The following is an 18,921-nucleotide window of genomic DNA, read 5'->3' as shown; positions in this document are numbered from 1 at the left end:
GGCGCGGGGCTCGGGTGTTAAAAAGGGACCCCTGCTATACCGGAAACGATAAGAGGGGGCCCTTCCTTGCAGGTCGTGCACGCGGTGTGGCGGCCGGGTGGTCGGCTGGTGCTGTGGGCCGAGCAGCCGGGTGCCACGGCCGAGCCGGCCCGGCGACCGGGACGGCCGCCCCGGGAGCGCCCACACCCGTACGCGGCCGGGCATCCGGAGCTCGCGGCGGCCCTCGGCGAGCTGGGCGCCAAGGCCACCACCGGGAGCACCCTGCTCGCCCTGCCCACCCGCGCCGGCGTACCGGTCGAGTCGCCCGAGCTGATCCGCGCCGAGCCGGTCCCGGCGGCGCGCGGGCGGCTCACCCTGGCCGGCTGGCGGGCGCCCAGCCTGGAGTACGACGCCGACCTGGCGCTGCCGGCCCTGCTCCGGCTCGCCGTGGAACCGGCCAACGGGGCGATTCCGACCGCGGCGCCCGGGGCGACCCTGCGGCAGCTCGGCCAGCTCGCGGCCTTCGCCGTCGACCTCGTCGAGCGCGGCCGCACGCTGCCCGGCCTGGAACTCGACCCGGCCGGCGCCCGGGCCGTCTGGCGCCCGCTGCCCACCGGGGCCGACGCGGCCTGGGCCCGGTCCCTCGCCCTGGCGCTGCCGCCGGCCGTCCGGGCCGCCGACCCGGACACCCCGCTGGCCGCGCTGGTCGCCGACGCCCTGGACGCGCTGACCGACGCGGCCGCCCGGATCGCCCTGGACGACCTCGGGCTGGTCCCGCCGGGCCGGGCGACCGGGCGGGCGGAGGCGACCCGGCGCTGGCTGGCGGCGCTCACCGGCCGGCAGCGGACGGTCCGGGCGGCCGCCGCCGTTCTGGCGGACCTGGCCCGCGACCTGGCCGACTGGCAGCGGGACGCGGCCGGCGGACCGACCCGGGCCACCTTCCGGCTGGTCGAACCGCCCGAGATTCCCGCCGAGATCGAGCTCACGGCGCCGGCGGTCGTGCCGGCCGTCGGGTCGGGGTCCGATGGTCCGGTCGCCCCGGCGGCAGCGATCGGGTCCGACCGCGGGGTCGGTCCGGCCGTCGGCGGCGCGCCGGATGGTGGGGCCGCGGCGAACGCCGGCGGCGCGCCGGATGGGTGGCGGGTGGAGTTCGGGCTCCGGCCGGCCGACGGGTCCGGGCTGATCGACGCCGGGAGCGTCTGGGCCGCGGACGGGCCGCTCGGCCCGCCGAGCCGGCCGATCGGCGCGCCGCAGGAGACCCTGCTCGCCGAGCTGGGCCGGGCCAGCCGGCTCTGGCCCGAGCTCACCGACGCGTTGCGGACCGCCACCCCGACCGGGCTGGACCTGACCACCGAGGGCGCTCACCGGTTCCTCACCGAGGGCGCGCCGGTGCTGCACGCGGCCGGCTTCGGCGTGCTGCTGCCGGGCTGGTGGCGTCGGCCGGGCAGCCGGCTCGGGGCCCGGCTGCGCGCCGGCAGCCCCACGGCGCCCGGCACGGTGGCCGGGCGGGCCGGGATCGGCCAGGATGCGCTGCTGGAATACCGCTGGGACGTGGCGCTGGGCGACCAGTCGCTCACCGCGACGGAGCTGGAGTCGCTGGCCACCCTGAAGACGCCGCTGGTCCGGCTGCGCGGCCAGTGGGTGGAGCTGGACTCCCGGCGGCTGGCGGCCGGGCTGAAGCTGCTCCGCTCCGGCGGCCGGATGAGCGTCACCGACCTGCTCCGGCTGGCCCTCGACGGGCGGGACGACCCGGACGCGCTGCCGATCCTTGAGGTGAGCGCCGAGGGCGCGCTGGGCGACCTGCTGGCGGGCCGGGTGGAGCGGCACCTCGCGCCGGTGGAGGCGCCGCCGGGCTTCGTCGGGAAGCTGCGTCCCTACCAGCAGCGCGGCCTGGCTTGGCTGTCCTTCCTGGAGTCCCTGGGCCTGGGCGGAATCCTCGCGGACGACATGGGCCTCGGCAAAACCCTGGAAATGCTGTCGCTCATATCAAAACGGGTAGAAGGCGCCGGGCCGACGCTGGTGATCTGCCCGATGTCGCTGGTCGGCAACTGGCAGCGGGAGGCGGCCCGGTTCGTCCCGGGGCTGCGGGTGCACGTGCACCACGGCGCGGAGCGGGCCCGGGGAGCGGAGTTCGCGGCGGCCGTGCGGGACGCGGACCTGGTGCTCACCACGTACTCGCTGGCGGCCCGGGACGCGGTGGCGCTGGCCGGGATCGACTGGCACCGGATCGTGGTCGACGAGGCCCAGTCGATCAAGAACGCGGCCACCCGGCAGGCCGGGGCCATCCGCGCGCTGCCGGCCCGGCACCGGATCGCCGTCACCGGTACGCCGGTGGAGAACCGGCTGGCCGACCTGTGGTCCATCATGGAGTTCGCCAATCCCGGGCTGCTGGGCGCCGCCACCGCGTTCCGGAAGAGCTATGCCGAGCCGATCGAGCGGCACGGCGACGACGCCGCGGCCGAGCGGCTGCGCCGGATCACCGGCCCGTTCGTGCTGCGCCGGCTCAAGACGGACCCGGCCATCATCTCCGACCTGCCGGAGAAGCTCGAGATGGAGGTGCTGTGCAACCTCACGGGTGAGCAGGCGGCGCTGTACCAAGCCGTGGTCGACGACATGCTGGCGCGGATCGAGCGCAGCGACGGCATGGAGCGCCGGGGGCTGGTGCTGGCCACCATGACCAAGCTGAAGCAGGTCTGCAACCATCCGGCCCAGCTGCTGCGGGACGGCTCCGACCTGGCCGGCCGGTCCGGCAAGCTGGCCCGGCTCGAGGAGATCGTCGAGGAGGTGCTCGCGGTGGGGGAGAAGGCCCTGCTGTTCACCCAGTACGCCGAGTTCGGCGGGATGCTCCGGGCGTACCTCTCGGCGCGGACCGGGCGGGAGGTGGCGTACCTGCACGGCGGGGTGTCGAAGGTCGACCGGGACGCGCTGGTGACCCGGTTCCAGGATCCGGCCGGGAGCGGCCCGCCGCTGTTCGTGCTGTCGCTCAAGGCCGGCGGCACCGGTCTCACGCTGACCGCGGCCAACCACGTGGTGCACGTGGACCGCTGGTGGAATCCGGCCGTGGAGGATCAGGCGACCGACCGGGCGTTCCGGATCGGCCAGCGGCGGGCCGTGCAGGTCCGCAAGTTCGTCTGCGCCGGCACGGTCGAGGAGAAGGTGGCGGCCATGATGGCGGAGAAGCGCGGGCTGGCCCAGCGGATCGTCGGCACCGGCGAGCAGTGGCTCACCGAGCTGTCCAGCACGCAGCTGCGCCGGTTGTTCGCGCTGGAGTCGTCGGCGGTGGTGGAGTGAGGCGGGACTTTTCGGACTTCGGGCCGCCCCGGCGGGTGCAGGGGGGCCTGCGGGCCCGGTCGACGCGGGGCAGCATCGGCACCTCCTGGTGGTCCCGCCGCTTCGTCGAGGTGCTGGAGTCGTTCGCCCTGGGCACCCGGATGACCCGGGGCCGGTCGTACGCGCGCTCCGGTCAGGTGCTGCGCCTCGATGTGGCGCCCGGGGTGGTGGCGGCCGAGGTGCAGGGCTCGCGGCCGCAGCCGTACCCGGTCCGGATCGGGCTGCCGGCGTTCGACGCGCGGGTGTGGGCGCGGCTGGAGGGCGTGCTGGCGGCGCAGGCGTTCTACAGCGCCCGGCTGCTCGCCGGCGACCTGCCGGCCGAGCTGGCCGACGTGTTCGCGGCCGAAGGCGCGCCGCTGTTCCCGTCCGATGTGGACGAGATGAGCATGCGGTGCGGCTGCCCCGACCCGGCGGTCCCGTGCAAGCATCTGGCCGCCACCTTCTATCTGCTGGCCGAGGCGCTGGACGCCGACCCGTTCCTGCTGCTGCGCTGGCGGGGCCGGGACCGGGACGAGCTGCTGGCCCGGCTGCGGGCCGCCCGGTCCGCGGGCGCCGGCGCCCGATCGGCCGGCGCCGAGCCGGGGTCCGGATCGGCCGGCGCCGGGACCGGGTCCCGATCGGCCGGCGCCGAGACAGGGTCGGAAACCGCCGCCGGCGGCGCCGGGGCGACCGGTCCGGAGGCGGGCGCCGGGCCCGGCGGGCCGGGCGCCGCGACGGCGCTCAGCGGGCTGGCCGAGAACCCCCTGGATGAGGCGGTCGAGCGGTTCTGGGTGGCGCCGGTGCCGTTGCCGGCCCGGCCGACGGCGGTACGCGCCGATGTGGACCTGCTGCTGCGCCAGCTCGACGTGCCGGCCCGCGACCTGGGCGGTCCCGGGCTGCTGGCCCGGCTCCGCCCGGCGTACCAGCGGTTTGCCGAACCGCCCGACGGCCCGCCGCCGTCCGATGAGCCGGACTGACGCGGCGGCGCGGCCGGGTTCGTGGGCGGTCGCGGCGAGCGCCGGCTAGCGGTAGCGTCGCCGCAGCTGCCACACCATGGCGGCGTTGCCGAGCAGCACCAGGGCGTAGACGGCTCCGGCGATGCCACCGCCGAGCACGGCGAGCACCGGTACGGCGGCCCAGAGCACGATGGTGAGTGCGAGCATCAACCGCTTGCGACGCATCCGGTGGCGATCGGACAGTCGCGCGAAGAACTTCGGATCGGACGCCTTCAGTTCCCGGGTGATCTGCTCGAAGCGGAGCTGATCCTCTTTGCTGAGCATGGCGCTGGCCTCCCCCCTGCCGGCGTTAACCGGGTTGGCGCAGGGATACCCGGCGGAGGGCGCCTCACGCTCGCCGGATGGCCAGGAGTTCAATCCACCTCCTCAGAACTTACTTAGCGGTTCCTTAAGTTTTCCTGTTTCGCCGTAACGTCTCCGCGCCGGCGCTGCCCGTGGGTGGCGCTCCCGGCGCGGCCGCCGCGCCGACATCGTGGCTGGCCGGCGGGTCAGCGCTCGCGGGGCGCGCCGCGGCGGGGCGGGACGGGCGGGTTCAGTACCGCCTTAAGCGCGCGTCCGGCACCGAACCGACCGCCTTGAAGCAGGTCAGCACCTTGACTACCGTGCCGTAGCAACCCCCTTCACAAACGTCGCAGCCACACCACCTGACACTCCAGCCGGTCGACGACCCGGTGGTGCCGGCGCGCGCCCCTCACCCATTTGGGATCGGTAGATGGCAGACCAGAACGTGCCACCACCCCGGCCGGACCGCCGCTGGGATGGCCCGGAGCACCCCACGTCGTACGGCTACCGGGAGCTGCGCCGCGACGGTGCCGCAGACCAGCCGGCCGCCCCGGCGTACCAGGCCGGCGGCCAGCACCAGCCCGGCCCGGCGTACCCGGGGCCGCGGCCGTATCCGGCGGCCCGCAACGGCCACCAGCAGCCGGCCGCGACCGGCCACCCGGCCTACCGCCCGGCGGATTCCGGGGTACGGGTACACCCGGGCGACGCCGGCGCGTACCGGGGCCCGGGGTCCCGGTGGGTGGGCCCGGAGGGGCTCGGCGGCGGTGACCCGCGGCTCGCGGCCATGCCGGCCGACCCGGGGGACGACGACGGGCGCGCCGTGGCCCGCCGCAAGGCGCTGGCCGCGTTCGGCGGCACGGCGGCCGTGGTGGTCGGCGGCGCCGCGGTGGCGATGTCGCCGCTGGGCCGCGACCTGACGAACAAGCTGTTCGGCTCCGGTCCGGACGCCGAGGTGGCCGCGCCAACCGACGGGACCGCGGCCCGGCCGAGCGGCCAGCAGCCGAGCACCGTGCGCACCTACACCGAGCAGAACGAGAGCTACATGGGCTCCCGGGCCGGTGCGGCGCTGAAGAAGAACTCGCCCAGCACCGGGCAGGTGTTCGGCGGCCCCGCCGAGGCGGCCGCCCGCACCACCGTCACGGTGAAGACGGTGCTGGCCAAGGATCCGGTACGGCACCTGGCCAGCCGGGCCACCTTCGGCGCCACGCCCGCGGTGCTCGCCGACATCCGGCGGATGGGCATCGACGAGTGGCTGCGCACGCAGCTCGACCCGGATCGGATCGCGCCCAGCAAGGCCGAGCTGAAGCTCGCCGAGCTGACCACCCTGAAGATGACGCCCGCGCAGCTCAAGGCCAACCGGGAGAGCCTGAACGCCAAGGGCGTGCAGGCCGACAAGGAGTACATCGACGCCACCATCGCCCGGCAGATCTGGTCGCAGCGGCAGCTGTTCGAGGTGATGGTCGACTTCTGGAACGACTTCCTGCACGTCGGGCCCGAGTTCGACAACTCGGACCTGGTGCGCGGCGCGTTCGACCGGGACGTCGTCCGCAAGCACGCGCTGGGCAACTACGCGGACATGCTGGTGGCCGGCAACCGGCACCCGGCGCTGCTGATCTATCTCAACCAGATCCAGTCGCACAAGGACGAGGTCAACGAGAACCTGGCCCGGGAGAACCTGGAGCTGTACTCGGTCGGCGTGGACGGCGGCTACAAGGAGGCCGACGTGCGCCAGGCCGCCCTGCTGCAGACCGGCCGGACCATCGACGAGAACTTCGACTACGTCTTCCAGCCCAGCCGGCACTACGTCGGCCGGGTCAAGATCCTCGGTTACTCGTCCGCGAACAACTCGGCCGAGGGCGGCGACAAGGCCAGCGAGGCATACTTCCGCTACCTGGCCAACCACTCCTCGACGGCGCGCTACGTGGCGCAGAACCTGGCCACCCGGTTCGTCTCGGACGTCCCGCCGAAGAGCCTGGTGGACCGGCTCGCCAAGACGTACCTGGCGAACAAGACGGCCATCAAGCCGGTGCTCATGACGCTGTTCAGCTCCAGCGAGTTCTGGGCCGCCGTGGGCCAGAAGGTGCGCCGGCCGATGGAGTACCTGGTGGCCACGTACCGGGCCCTCGGCGTGACCCCCGACCCGTCGCCCGGCTACCAGCCCGGCGGCGACCGGGGCGCGTTCGCCAGCGGGCTGAGCCAGATCCGGTCCAAGATGGCCGAGATGGGGCAGTTCCCCACCGGCATGCCGACCCCGAACGGCTACCCCGACGTCTTCGTGGCGTGGACCAGCCCGGGAACCATGCTGAACGGCTGGAACGAGGCCGCCACCCTGATCGAGGGCGGTCACCCCGAGTTCTCGTACGTCAAGCCCGAGCGGCTGGTGGGCGCCAAGGCGCCCGGCACCGCCGGGGCGTACGTGGACGCGCTGGCCAAGCGGCTGGTGCATCAGCCGCTCACCGCCCGGCAGAAGGCGCTGATCCTGGGCATCCCCGGTGTCTCGTCGGCCGCGAAGGTGGACGCGAAGTTCCTCGGGGCGGTTCCCGCCATGGCGCGGGCCCTGCTCGCTTCCCCCCAGCACCACCTCCGGTGAGGCCCGAGATGGAGAAGACCGTGCACCAGTTCCCCCTGCACCCCGACTGCCCCGACCTGCGGCGGCTGGCGCCGAACCGGACGGAGGCGATCCTCCGCGCCGAGGCGGCGGCGGTCGAGGCCGAGAACGCGGCCGAGCGGGACCGCTTCCGGGCGCTGAACGACCTGGAGGAGGAGCAGCAGGACGGGCGGGGCGTCACCCGGCGTACCTTCGTGGCCGGCGCGGCCGCCACCGCCACTGCGCTGGCCACCAGCCAGTTCGTCAGCACCCAGGCCTCGTTCGCGGCCACCAAGACGGGCACGCTCATCCACGTGTTCCTGTACGGCGGCCTGGACGGGCTGAGCCTGGTGGCCCCGGCCAACGACCCGGTGCTGCAGAAGGCCCGCCCGGACCTGCTGTTGGGGAACGACTCGCTGGCGCTGGACCGCGGGTTCATGCTCACCAAGGCGTTCGCGCCGCTGTCGGGCTTCCTGGCCAAGCGGCAGCTCGGCTTCATCCCGGCGGTCTCCGACCCGCGGCTGTCCCGCAGCCACTTCCAGGCGCAGGACGCGTGCAACCTGGGCGGCCTGCCGGCCGAGACCGGCGGCCGGGGCTGGCTGGACGCCCTGGTCGACGCCCTCGGCCCCGGCACGGCGTTCCGCAGCGTGGGCGTCGGCAGCACCCTGCCGCGGTCGCTGGTCGGCACCAACGGCGCGATCTCGCTGAACAGCGTCGAGTCGCTGACCCTGCGCGGCGACCAGCGGTTCACCGCGGCCACCGAGAAGGCCATCAAGGGCCTCTTCACCGACATCAACCACCCGGTCGAGGACGCGGTGCAGGAGGGACTGAGCGCGCTGGGCCTGGCCAAGTCGCTCGCCGCCAAGGACTACCAGCCGGCGGCGGGGGTGAAGTACGACGGCGAGGTGGGCCGGTCCTTCCGGGAGCTGGCCCGGCTGATCAAGGGCGGCGCCAACGTCCGGGTGGCCACGATCGGCACCGGCGGCTACGACACCCACGAGAACCAGGGGCCGCGCGAGGGCGGCCAGCTGTTCAACCGGCTGAACGACGTGGCCCAGGGCATGGCCGACTTCTTCACCGACCTCGGCCCGGCCGCGGCCGACGTGACGGTGCTGGTCTCCAGCGAGTTCGGCCGCCGGGTGGCCTCCAACCGGGGCGGCACCGACCACGGCCACGGCGGGGTGGTGGGGGTGCTGTCCGGCCGGCCGCTGGCCTCGAAGATCCTCGGCGCCTGGAACGGTCTGGACAAGCTGGACAGTGGCGACGTGCCGGAATACAACAACATGTTCAACGTGTACGGCTCGGTCGCGCAGGGCCGGTTCGGCCTCACCAACGCCCAGGTCGACAAGGTCTTCCCGCGGCAGAAGTTCAGCCCGGTGAAGATCTACGCGTGACCTATCAGGACACCGGCCGCCGCCCCGGGGCGTACCCCCGGGACGGCCGCCCGACCGCGGCCGGCGGCTACCCGGCGGCCGGCGGCTACCCGGCCGCGTACGACGGTCCGGGCGCGCCGGGCGCCCCGGGGCCGGTGGCCGAGCCGGTGCCGCGGCGCTGGCCCGGCGCCCGCTGGGTGCCGGTCGGCGCGTTCTGGCTGGGCCTGCTGGCCAGCGCGCTGCCCTGGTGGACGCAGACCGCCGGGGGCGCGCTCGCGGACGGCGCCGCCCGGCTCACCGCCGCGGGCCGGATCACCGGCCTGGTCGCCGGCTACCTGCTGTTGACGCAGGTGCTGCTGGCCAGCCGGCTGCCGCTGCTGGACCGGCTGACCGGCGCCGAACGGCTGGGCCGCTGGCACCGGGACGTCGGGGCCACCCTGCTGGTGGCCGTGCTCTCGCACGCCGCGCTGATCCTGGTCGGTTACGCCCGGCTGGAACGGGCCAGCCTGCTCAACGAGGCCAGCACGCTGCTGCGCGACTACGAGGACATGCTGTCCGCGTTCGCCGCGGCCGGCATCCTGGTGCTGCTGGGGCTGACCGCGGTACGCGCCATCCGCACGGCCCTGCCGTACGAGCTGTGGCACCGCCTGCACCAGGGCAGCTATCTGGTGCTGCTGCTCGGCTACGGGCACCAGTTCGCCGGCGGCCAGCAGCTGTTCCGGCCCGGTCCGGCCCGTACCTGGTGGATCGCGCTCTACCTGCTGGTGCTGGCGGCGCTGCTGTACGGCCGGGTGATCGTGCCGCTGCGGTTCAACCTGCGGCACCGGCTCCGGGTGGCCGACGTGGTGGCGGAGAGCCCGTACGCCGTCTCGGTCTACCTCACCGGCCACCGGCTCGACCGGCTGGCGCACCTGGGCGGTCAGTTCGTCCGGTGGCGGTTTCTGGCCCCCGGCCTGCGCGCTCAGTCGCATCCGTACACGCTGTCGGCCGCCCGCAACGGGCGCTGGCTGCGGATCACCGTGAAGGTGGTGGGCGGGCACAGCGCCGCGCTGCGCGCGCTGCGGCCCGGCACCCGGGTCTGGGCGTCCAGGCCCGCCGGCAGCTTCACGGCCGCGCACCGGCGGCGGGACCGGGCGCTGCTGATCGCCGGCGGCAGCGGCATCACCCCGGTGCGGGCGGTGCTGGAGGAGCTTCCGCCCGGCGCCGCCGTGATCTACCGGGCCCGGGACGCCGGCGACGTCCTGCTGCACCACGAGCTGGACTGGCTGGCGCAGGCCCGCGGCGCCGACCTGTGGTATGTGCTGGGCGCCCGCACCGACGCCGGGCCGCGCCAGGTGCTCAGCGCGGCCGGGCTGCGCCGGCTGGTGCCGGACCTGGCCGAGCGGGACGTCTATCTCTGCGGGCCGCCGGGTCTGGTGTCCGCCGCCACGGCGGCGCTCCGCCGGGCCCGGGTGCCGCGCCGGCAGATCCACCTGGCCACGTTCGAGCTGTAGAAGGGTTGCGCATGCGCCGCGTGCTGTTCGCCGTCGCCGGTCTGGCCGCCGGCACCACCCTGCTGGTGGTGCTCAAGACCGGCCCCGCGGCCACCCCGGTGGCCGGCGCCGCCCGCACCGAGGCCACCGGCCGGCCGGCGGCGGCGCCGACCGCCGCGGCGCCCGGGCCGGCCCGGGCCACCGGTGCCGCCCCGACCGGCGCCGCCACGGATCCCGGCCGGTCCGGAACCGGTCCGTCGGCCGGTAGCCGGCCGACCCGGCCGCGGGCCACTGCCCACGCCCCCGCGCCGGGCCGCAGCAGCGCCGCGCCCAAGGCGCCGACCGGGCCGCGCACCCTGTACGGCTCGGTGGTCAAGGCGCCCGGGTACGGCAACGTGCAGGTGCAGATCACCGTCTCCGGCCGCACGGTCACCGCGGTCAAGGCCATCGAGCTGCCGTTCGACACGCCGACCTCGGAGCAGAAGAGCGCCAGCGTGCGGCAGCGGTACGAGACCAAGGGCGAGGCGCTGGCGTACGCGACCGGCCGGTCGGCCCGGCTCGACGCGGTGTCCGGGGCCACCGAGACCAGCGCGGCGTACCGCGGCTCGCTGCAGTCGGCCCTCGACCAGCGCTGACAGCGCCCCGCCGCTGATCCTGCGCGGACGGACCGATGGGTTCGCCCCGCGGGCCGGCGGGGCGGCTCAGCGGACCGGTCGGTGCGTGCCGGCCGGTCGCGGCGAGCCCGCCGGCCGGGGCCGGCCGGGTCGGGACCCCATCGGGCGGGTGCCGGCCCAGCGGTGTGCGCGTCGGGCCCGGGCCGGGACCTCGTCCCCACCGGCCGCGGTCACATCCTCACCGGCCATGCTCACCCCCCGTAGCGCCGATCTGACATCACGTTAACGACTGCCGGGCGGACGAGGACGCTGTCCGCCCGGTTGGCACCCCTTCGGGGGCCGCGCCCGTCGCCGGTAGCCGCGGCGCGAACGCCGCTAGTAGCCGCGGCGCGGCGCCGGCAGGTGGCCGGCGAGCAGCGTCACCGGCGCCGCGGGGGCCACCGCGCGCAGCGCGTCGACCAGGATCTCCTGCACCGAGTACGGGTCGGGCAGCCGCCACCGGGTCTCCTCGGGCGCCACGGCCCACCGGACCACGCCCTCGGCCAACCGGGTGGGCGGCGCGGGGATCCAGGAGCCGAACCCGTGTCGGATAACGTACAGACACTGGTCGAGTTCGGGCCGCAGCGGCTCACCGGGGCTGACCAGGAAGATCCACCGACCACCCGGGGTCACCGCCACCGGGCCGCGGCCCTCGGCGGCGGTCTCGGCCCGGGCGTACGGGCGGGTGGCGTCCAGGACCCGCTGGCCGAGGTACGCGGGGACCTCGATGGCGTCGAAGGCGCGGCCGGTGGCCAGCAGCACGCCGTACGGGCGGACCCGCCACCAGGCGGCCACCCGGGCCGGATCGGCGCTGGCAGAGCGCTCCCAGTCCTCGATCGCCGGGTGGCATCCGGTGGTCGGGCAGCCGACCCGGCCGCAGACGAAGCGGTCCCGGGCCAGGAAGGCGCCGGGCGTCACGTCCCAGCCGTGGCCCGCGTACCGCAGGGCGACCCGGCGCAGCCGGGTCCGCTCCAGTGACGTCAGTTCAACGAGTGGCGGTCGGTTACTGCCCCACATCGCGGAGACACCCCTCAATCGGCGTTCGTCATTTCGGCGTTGGACATCCACCCAAGAGATCGATCCCCGTTACCGGTATCTCGCGGGATCGTTGGTCCCAGGCAGACGAGCGGTTGCAACTTGCATGAAAACTACGGGGAAGAACCGAATGAACGCCGCACACACAGTGCGACCACCGCAAAAGCGATAGAACCGGATAAAATCCCACGTAGCAGCGCCCACGGGACGCCGGGGGCGCAGGGGAGGGGTCGACCGTGGACGAGTTGCCCATCGGGCGCCGTGTCGCCTACTGGCGGGGCCGCCGCCGGATGTCCCAGCAGGTCTTCGCGGACCGGCTCGGCAAGTCCAAGAGCTGGGTCGACAAGGTGGAGCGGGGGGTGCGGCGGCTGGACAAGTTCTCCGTGCTGCACGAGATCGCCGACGTCCTGCAGCTCGACGTCCAGCTGCTGATGGGCCGCGACCCCGAGCGGCGCACGGACGCGCTCAACTGCATCGACCAGATCGAGGTGGAGGAGATCCGGGCGGCCCTCGAGCGGTACGACTCGATGACCGCGTTCTTCGACGCCGCGCCCTGCCCGCCGCCGCTGGACGAGATGCGCAAGGCCGTCAGCCACGCCTGGCTCACCTACCAGTACGCCCGGTACGGGGTGCTGACCCGCGCCCTGCCCAAGCTGCTCCGCGACGCCCAGGCGGCCGATGCCGCCTTCTCCGGCGGCGACGAGGCGCACAAGGCCGCCCACCTGCTCGGGCAGGTCTACCAGATCGCCTCGTCCACGCTGCGCAAGCTGGGCGAGCACGACCTGTCCTGGCTGGCCGCCGACCGGTCGATGGCGGTGGCCCAGCGGGCCGGCGACCAGCTGCTGGCCGGGCTCGCCACGTTCCGGGTCGGCAACGCGCTGCTGGCCCTGGGCCGGGCCCGGCCGGCCCTGGAGATCAACGTCAACATCGCCAACCGGCTGGCGCCGAACGCCGAGAACGAGGCCACCCCGGAGCGGCTCTCCGTCTACGGCATGCTGCTGCTGCAGGGCGCCATGGCGGCGGCGCGGATCGGGGACAGCGCCACCGTACGCGACCTGATCAACGGCGCCGAGGAGGCGGCCGAGCTGCTCGGCGGCGACCACAACTACTACTGGACCTGCTTCGGCCCCACCAACGTGCTGCTGCACCGCGCGTCCGCGGCCGTGGAACTCGGGGAGGGACGCCAGGCCGTGGAGACGCACGAGGCCATCCAGCCGGCCGAGTTCAACGCGCTGCTGCCCGAGCGGCGGGCGCACCACCTGCTCGACATCGCGCGCGGCTGCACCCAGGTGGGCGACGTGGAGAAGGCCGGCGCCATGCTGCTGGAGGGCGACCGGATGGCGCCCTCCGAGATCCGGTGCCGGCCGCTGGCCCACGAGGTGATGTCGGACGTGCTCCGCCGGACCCGGGGCGCCCCACCGGCCCCGATCGCCGAGCTGGCCGAGCACATGGGCGTGGGCGTGTGAGGGCGGCCGACGGGTCCGTTCCGGGATCATCGCGGCCGCGGGTGCTGTACGCCATCGGCTGCGGCTCGCCGCTCACCCGCCGCCTCGGCCGGCTGGTCACCGCCGCCCAGGACGACGGGTGGGACGTGTGCGCCGTCCTCACCCCGGACGGCCGCAAGTTCGCCGACGAGGACGCGCTCGCCGAGCAGACCGGACACCCCGTACGGTCGGCGTACAAGGACCCGGACGAACCGGACGTGCTGCCGGCGCCGGACGCCCTGGTGGTGGCGCCCGCCACGGTCAACACGGTGACCAAGTGGGCGGCCGGGATCACCGACACGCTCGCCCTCGGCCTGCTGGTCGAGAGCCAGTGCCTGGGGCGGCCGATCGTGGCCATGCCGTTCACCAACGCGGCCATGGCGACGCACCCGGCGTTCCAGGAGGGCCTGCGCCGGTTGCGCGAGTGGGACGTGACCGTGCTGTTCGGCGCGGACGTGCTGCCGCCGCACCAGCCCGGCAGCGGCGAGCGCTACATCGACCAGTTCCCCTGGCACCGGGCGCTCGGCGCGCTCCGCGCCCGGCTGGGCGCGGGCGAGCCGGTGCACTGAGCCGCCCAGCCCCGGCCGGCCGCCGGTAAGCTGGGCCGCCGTGAGCACAACCGGACCCGCCGAACCCCGCCTGGCCGACGTGGTGGCCGCGCTCGAGGAGCGCTTCCCGCCCGCCTGGGCCGAGCAGTGGGACCGGGTCGGGCTCGTGGTGGGCGACCGCGCCGCCGCGGTACGCCGGATCAGCTGCGTGGTCGACTGCGTGCCGGAGACCGTGGCCGAGGCGCTGGCCGGCGGCGCCGACCTGATCGTGGCGCACCACCCGCTGCTGCTGCGCGGCGTCTCCTCGGTGGCCACCGACACGTACAAGGGGCGGATCGTGCACGACCTGATCCGCAACGGCGCCGCGCTGTACGTGGCGCACACCAACGCCGACGTGGCCAACCCCGGGGTCTCGGACGCGCTCGCCGAGCGGCTCGGGCTGACCGACCTGCGCCCGTTGGACCCGGCCGAGGGGCCGGCCGCCGGCGCGGGCCGGGGCTCCGGCCGGATCGGCCGGCTGCCCCGCCCGGTCCGGCTGGCCGAGTTCACCCGGCAGGCGGCCGCGGCCCTGCCCGGCACCGCCTGGGGGGTGCGCGCCGCGGGCGACCCGGACCGCATGATCGGCACGGTGGCGGTGACCGGCGGCGCCGGCGACCCCTGGCTGGCCACCGTCGCGGCGGCCGGGGTGGACGCGTACCTCACCGCGGACCTGCGGCACCATCCGGTCAGCGAGCACCTCGCGGCCGGCGGCCCGGCGCTGCTGGACGCGGCGCACTGGGCCACCGAGCGACCCTGGCTGGACGACCTGGCGCGCTTCCTGCGGGACCGGTTCGAGCTGCCCGTGACGGTCTCCGACCTGGTCACCGACCCGTGGACCGGGCACGCCCGGTCCGCCGTACCCCCAACCGACAAGGAGGCCACGTGAAGGCCGACCCGCAAGACCAGCGCCGGCTGCTCGACCTGCAGGCGGTCGACACGGCGCTCGCCCAGCTCGCGCACCGGCGCCGGACCCTGCCCGAGCACGCCGAGTTGGACGCCCTCGCGCGGCAACTGTCGGCGCTGGAGGACGAGCGGGTGCGCGCGCAGGTCGCGGTGGACGACCTCGACCGGGACATCGCGCGGCTGGAGGGCGACGTCGAGCAGGTGCGCAACCGCGCCCAGCGCGACCAGACCCGGCTGACCGCCGGCGCCGGCCCGGCTCGCGAGCTGGAGGCGTTGCAGCACGAGCTGGCCTCGCTGAAGCGCCGCCAGTCCGAGCTGGAGGACGCCGAGCTGGAGCTGATGGAGCAGCGTGAGACCGCCCAGGGCACCCTCGACGACGTACAGCAGCGGTTGACCGGCACCCGCGAGACCCGGGCGGAGACCGAGCGGCGTCGGGACGAGACGCTCGCCGAGATCGCCAAGGAGGAGCAGTTCCGCACGGCCGCCCGGCAGCCGCTGGCGGACGACCTGCCGGCCGACCTGGTGGCGCTGTACGACCGGATCCGGGAGTCCTCCGGCGGGCTGGGCGCGGCGCTGCTGCGGTCCGGTCGCTGCGGCGGCTGCCGGATCGAGTTCTCCGGCGCCGACCGGGCCCGGATCAAGGCGGCGGACCCGGACGAGGTGGTGCGCTGCGAGGAGTGCCGGCGCATCATGGTCCGCACCGCCGAGTCGGGGCTGTAGCCGGTGGCCATCGACCGGGTGGTGGTGGAGGCCGACGGCGGGGCGCGGGGCAACCCCGGGCCGGCCGGGTACGGCGCGGTGGTGCGGGATCCCGTGGACGGTCAGGTCCTGCTCGAACGGTCCGACTCGATCGGGGTGGCCACCAACAACGTGGCCGAGTACCGCGGCCTCATCGCCGGCCTGGAGGCGGCCGCCGAGCTGGGCGCCGCGCGGGTCGCCGTACGGATGGACTCCAAGCTGGTGGTCGAGCAGATGTGCGGTCGCTGGCAGATCCGCAACCCGGGCCTGCGGCCGCTGGCCGCCCGGGCCGCGGCCCTGGTCGACCGGTTCGACTCGGTGGACTTCGAGTGGATTCCCCGGGACCGCAACCGGCACGCCGACGCGCTCGCCAACGCGGCCATGGACCTGGCGGCCGGCCGCAACCCCCGGTCTGTCCCGCCGACCGAGTCGGCGGCCGCGCCGGCCGGCGCCGAGTCCGGCGGGGCCGCCGCGGTGGCCGCGCCCGGCTCGTCCGGGGTGCGCTCCTGGGAGCCCCGGCCGGCCGACACCGCCACCCGGCTGGTGCTGGTCCGGCACGGCGCCACCGAGTACACCGCCGGGGGCCGGTATTCGGGGCGGGGCGACGTGCCGCTGTCCGACCTGGGCCGCGCCCAGGCCGCGGCCACCGGCCGGCGGGTGGCCGAGCTGGCGCCCCGGGTCGCGGCCGTGGTCAGCTCGCCGCTGTCCCGGTGTACGGAGACCGCCCGGGCGGTGGCGGCCGCCGTGGACGATCCACCGGTGGCCATTGACGACGACCTCATCGAGTGCGACTTCGGCGCGTGGGAGGGGCGCACCTTCGCCGAGGTGCGCGACCGGTGGCCGGCCGAGCTGGACCGCTGGCTGGCCTCGACCGCGGTGGCGCCGCCGGACGGGGAGTCGTTCGTGGCCGTCGCGGCCCGGGCCGCCGGCGCGGTGCGCCGGCTGCTGTCCGCGTACCCCGGTCAGGCCGTGGTGGTGGTCTCGCACGTCTCGCCGATCAAGCTGTTGCTGCGGGACGCCCTCGCGGCCGACGACGCCTTCCTGCACCGGCTGTACCTCGACGCGGCCGGGGTCTCGGTGGTCGACTACTGGCCGGACGGCGGGGTGGCGGTGCGCAGCGTCAACGAGACCGCCCACCTCCCCACCGCCTGACCCTCCGATCCGGCGACCGTTCGGCGCTGGCCGAACACCGTTCGGCGCACTGGCACGGGCACGTGACGTGACCGCCGTCACCACGCCGATACCCTCCGGGCCGTCGATTCGATCTACGGCTTCTCAAGGAGGTGTGGCAGATGAGCGAACCCCCCGTGGGCGAGCCTGGGCGGCCCGCCGAGCCCGATCCCGTCGGCCGGGATCCGGTCCACCGGGATCCGGCCGACGATGCTGCCGTCGACCGGGATCCGGCCGATCGGGATCCGGCCGATCGGGATCCGCTCGACCGGGACCCGGTCGATCGGGATTCGGCCGACGACATTCCGGTCGAACCGGCTCTGGGTGAACCGGCTCTGGGTGAACCGGCTCTGGGTGAACCGGCTCTGGGTGAACCGGCTCTGGGTGAACCGGCTCTGGGTGAACCGGCTCTGGTTGGCGCCGGACCGGCGGAGACGGCCCTGGTCGAGGCCAAGGACCGCAGCCCCTGGAACTGGCTGCTCTTCCTGCCGATCGTCGTTCCGCTGATCACGCCGCTGTTCAACCGGAGCAGCCCGCGGGTCCTCGGATTCCCGACCTTCTACTGGCTGCAACTGGCCTTCATCGTGCTCGGCGTCGCCACCACCACGGTGGTCTACCAGATGACCAAGAAGCGGAGGTGAGTGCCGTGTGGAAGGACCATCTCACCGAGATCATCATCTTTGCCCTGCTGTTCCTGCTGGTCAGCGCGATGGGCTTCGTGGCCGCCCGGTGGCGCGCACCGAACGACATGGCGCACCTCGACGAGTGGGGACTGGGCGGGCGCAGCTTCGGCGGCTGGATCACCTGGTTCCTGGTCGGCGGTGACCTCTACACGGCGTACACGTTCGTGGCGGTGCCGGCGCTGATGTTCGGGTCCGGCGCGCTCGGCTTCTACGCGGTGCCGTACACGATCATCATCTATCCGCTGGTCTTCCTGGTGCTCGTCCGGCTCTGGTCGGTGTCGCACCGGCACGGCTTCGTGACCCCGGCCGACTTCGTCCGGACCCGGTTCGGCTCGCCGACGCTGGCGCTGCTGATCGCCATCACCGGGATCGCGGCCACCATGCCGTACATCGCGCTGCAACTGGTGGGCATCGAGTCGGTGCTCAAGACGATGGGGGTCACCGGGCACAGCGCGATCGCCCGGCACCTGCCCATCATCATCGCGTTCGCGATCCTGGCCGCGTACACGTACCAGTCCGGGCTGCGCGCCCCGGCGCTGATCGCGTTCGTCAAGGACGCGCTGATCTACGTGGTCATCCTGGTGGCCATCATCTGGCTGCCGGCCAAGCTGGGCGGCTGGGGCGCGATCTTCCACGCCGCGGACGAGAAGTTCAAGGCCACCCCGGCCCCCGGGGATGGCGTGCTGCTGAACGCCAACAATCAGTTGCAGTACTGGACCCTGGCGCTCGGCTCGGCGTTGGCGCTGTTCCTCTACCCGCACAGCCTCACCGGGGTGCTGGCCAGCAAGAACCGCGACGTCATCAAGCGGAACATGTCCGCGCTGCCGGCGTACAGCCTGCTGCTGGGGCTGATCGCGCTGCTCGGCTACATGGCCATCGCCGCCAAGGTGAAGCCGCTGCCCGGCTCCACGGCCGGCACACCGGACAGCAACACGGTCGTACCGCTGCTGTTCGACCAGCAGTTCCCGGACTGGTTCGCGGGCGTGGCGTACGCGGCCATCGGGATCGGCGCCCTGGTCCCGGCGGCCATCATGTCGATCGCCGCGGCCAACCTGTTCACCCGCAACATCTACAAGGAGTACCTGAAGCGGGACGCCACCCCGGCACAGGAGGCGAACGCCTCGAAGATCGCCTCGCTGGTGGTCAAGCTCGGCGCGGTGGCCTGCATCGTCTTCCTGGACCCGCAGTTCTCCATCGACCTGCAACTGATCGGTGGCGTGATCATCCTGCAGACGCTGCCGGCCGTGGCGCTGGGCATCTACACCCGGTGGTTCCACCGGGGTGGGCTGATCGCCGGCTGGGTGGCCGGGATGGGGCTCGGAATGTGGATGCTCTACCAGATCCCGAACCCGGTCACCAAGCGGATCCACTTCGGTGGGTCGGCCTTCAAGCTTTCGGATTTCGGCTTCGACACCCAGAAGACGATCTACGTGGGCATCGTGGCGGTGCTGGTCAACCTGGCCGTGGCCGCGCTGGTGACGCTGGCGCTGCGGGCCGGCAAGGTGGCCGACGGGCCGGACGGCACCAGCCACGACGACTACTTCGCCGACGAGAACGACCCCCGGATCGACCCCGCCCGCCGCGACACCGCCGAGGCCGCCCCGGAGCCCGTCGCCTGAGCGTTAAGGAAGGGCCCCTTGTTATCGCTTT

The 18,921-nt window shown here is 74.4% G+C and carries 15 protein-coding genes and 1 pseudogene; 13 read left to right on the top strand and 3 right to left on the bottom strand.

Going from position 1 to position 18,921, the window contains the following annotated elements; genetic code table 11:
- Nucleotides 1-66: 66 nt before the first annotated feature.
- Both ACFFHU_RS19920 and ACFFHU_RS19915 read left to right on the top strand, forming a co-directional pair.
- Nucleotides 67-3,270, top strand: coding sequence for a DEAD/DEAH box helicase (locus tag ACFFHU_RS19920; RefSeq protein WP_377341006.1), 3,204 nt, complete (start codon nt 67-69; stop codon nt 3,268-3,270).
- Nucleotides 3,267-4,265, top strand: coding sequence for an SWIM zinc finger family protein (locus tag ACFFHU_RS19915; RefSeq protein WP_377341005.1), 999 nt, complete (start codon nt 3,267-3,269; stop codon nt 4,263-4,265). Before ACFFHU_RS19920 ends, ACFFHU_RS19915 begins: the two co-directional genes overlap by 4 nt.
- Nucleotides 4,266-4,310: 45 nt before the next feature.
- On the opposite strand, the gene ACFFHU_RS19910 is transcribed toward ACFFHU_RS19915, so the two are convergent.
- Nucleotides 4,311-4,568, bottom strand: a complete 258-nt coding sequence (locus ACFFHU_RS19910) for a DUF3040 domain-containing protein (RefSeq protein WP_377341004.1) — start codon at nt 4,566-4,568, stop codon at nt 4,311-4,313.
- A gap of 448 nt (nt 4,569-5,016) precedes the next feature.
- On the opposite strand from ACFFHU_RS19910, the gene ACFFHU_RS19905 reads away from it, so the two are divergent.
- The 4 genes from ACFFHU_RS19905 to ACFFHU_RS19890 are packed head-to-tail and all read left to right on the top strand — an operon-like array spanning nt 5,017 to nt 10,653.
- A complete protein-coding gene (locus ACFFHU_RS19905) occupies nt 5,017-7,176 on the top strand; it encodes a DUF1800 family protein (protein WP_377341002.1) in 2,160 nt (719 codons plus the stop codon).
- Between the two features lie 8 nt (nt 7,177-7,184).
- Nucleotides 7,185-8,567, top strand: a complete 1,383-nt coding sequence (locus ACFFHU_RS19900) for a DUF1501 domain-containing protein (RefSeq protein ID WP_377341001.1) — start codon at nt 7,185-7,187, stop codon at nt 8,565-8,567.
- Nucleotides 8,564-10,039, top strand: coding sequence for a ferredoxin reductase family protein (locus ACFFHU_RS19895; RefSeq protein WP_377340999.1), 1,476 nt, complete (start codon nt 8,564-8,566; stop codon nt 10,037-10,039). The genes ACFFHU_RS19900 and ACFFHU_RS19895 overlap by 4 nt, the downstream gene beginning before the upstream one ends.
- A gap of 11 nt (nt 10,040-10,050) precedes the next feature.
- On the top strand, nt 10,051-10,653 hold the full coding sequence (locus tag ACFFHU_RS19890; protein ID WP_377340998.1) for an FMN-binding protein: 603 nt from the start codon (nt 10,051-10,053) through the stop codon (nt 10,651-10,653).
- 354 nt (nt 10,654-11,007) lie between these two features.
- Here the strand turns inward: ACFFHU_RS19890 and ACFFHU_RS19885 are convergent, their stop codons facing one another.
- The gene (locus tag ACFFHU_RS19885) at nt 11,008-11,688 is read right to left on the bottom strand and encodes a bifunctional DNA primase/polymerase (protein WP_377340996.1); all 681 of its coding nucleotides are present in this window, start codon (nt 11,686-11,688) and stop codon (nt 11,008-11,010) included.
- 254 nt (nt 11,689-11,942) lie between these two features.
- On the opposite strand from ACFFHU_RS19885, the gene ACFFHU_RS19880 reads away from it, so the two are divergent.
- The 5 genes from ACFFHU_RS19880 to ACFFHU_RS19860 all read left to right on the top strand — a co-directional run bounded on the left by ACFFHU_RS19880 (nt 11,943) and on the right by ACFFHU_RS19860 (nt 16,570).
- Nucleotides 11,943-13,172, top strand: a complete 1,230-nt coding sequence (locus ACFFHU_RS19880) for a helix-turn-helix domain-containing protein (protein WP_377340995.1) — start codon at nt 11,943-11,945, stop codon at nt 13,170-13,172.
- Entirely contained in the window at nt 13,169-13,759 is a 591-nt protein-coding gene (locus ACFFHU_RS19875; RefSeq protein ID WP_377340993.1) for a flavoprotein, read from the top strand. Before ACFFHU_RS19880 ends, ACFFHU_RS19875 begins: the two co-directional genes overlap by 4 nt.
- 79 nt (nt 13,760-13,838) lie before the next feature.
- The gene (locus ACFFHU_RS19870; protein WP_377341237.1) at nt 13,839-14,663 is read left to right on the top strand and encodes a Nif3-like dinuclear metal center hexameric protein; all 825 of its coding nucleotides are present in this window, start codon (nt 13,839-13,841) and stop codon (nt 14,661-14,663) included.
- Nucleotides 14,660-15,400, top strand: coding sequence for a zinc ribbon domain-containing protein (locus tag ACFFHU_RS19865; RefSeq protein WP_377340991.1), 741 nt, complete (start codon nt 14,660-14,662; stop codon nt 15,398-15,400). Before ACFFHU_RS19870 ends, ACFFHU_RS19865 begins: the two co-directional genes overlap by 4 nt.
- Nucleotides 15,401-15,403: 3 nt before the next feature.
- A complete protein-coding gene (locus tag ACFFHU_RS19860; protein WP_377340990.1) occupies nt 15,404-16,570 on the top strand; it encodes a bifunctional RNase H/acid phosphatase in 1,167 nt (388 codons plus the stop codon).
- Nucleotides 16,571-16,683: 113 nt separating this feature from the next.
- Here ACFFHU_RS19860 and ACFFHU_RS19855 read toward each other — a convergent pair.
- Nucleotides 16,684-16,950, bottom strand: a pseudogene (locus ACFFHU_RS19855) (hypothetical protein); the annotation flags it as partial.
- Between the two features lie 48 nt (nt 16,951-16,998).
- Here ACFFHU_RS19855 and ACFFHU_RS19850 point away from each other — a divergent pair.
- Nucleotides 16,999-17,229, top strand: coding sequence for a DUF3311 domain-containing protein (locus ACFFHU_RS19850; protein ID WP_377341235.1), 231 nt, complete (start codon nt 16,999-17,001; stop codon nt 17,227-17,229).
- 5 nt (nt 17,230-17,234) lie between these two features.
- Entirely contained in the window at nt 17,235-18,890 is a 1,656-nt protein-coding gene (gene mctP / locus ACFFHU_RS19845) for a monocarboxylate uptake permease MctP (RefSeq protein WP_377341234.1), read from the top strand.
- Nucleotides 18,891-18,921 lie beyond the last annotated feature (31 nt).

The sequence above is a fragment of the Plantactinospora siamensis genome (assembly GCF_042434095.1).
Taxonomy (GTDB): Bacteria; Actinomycetota; Actinomycetes; order Mycobacteriales; family Micromonosporaceae; genus KBS50.
Note: the sequence above shows the minus strand (reverse complement) of the source record. Positions and strands in the feature narration are given on the sequence as shown.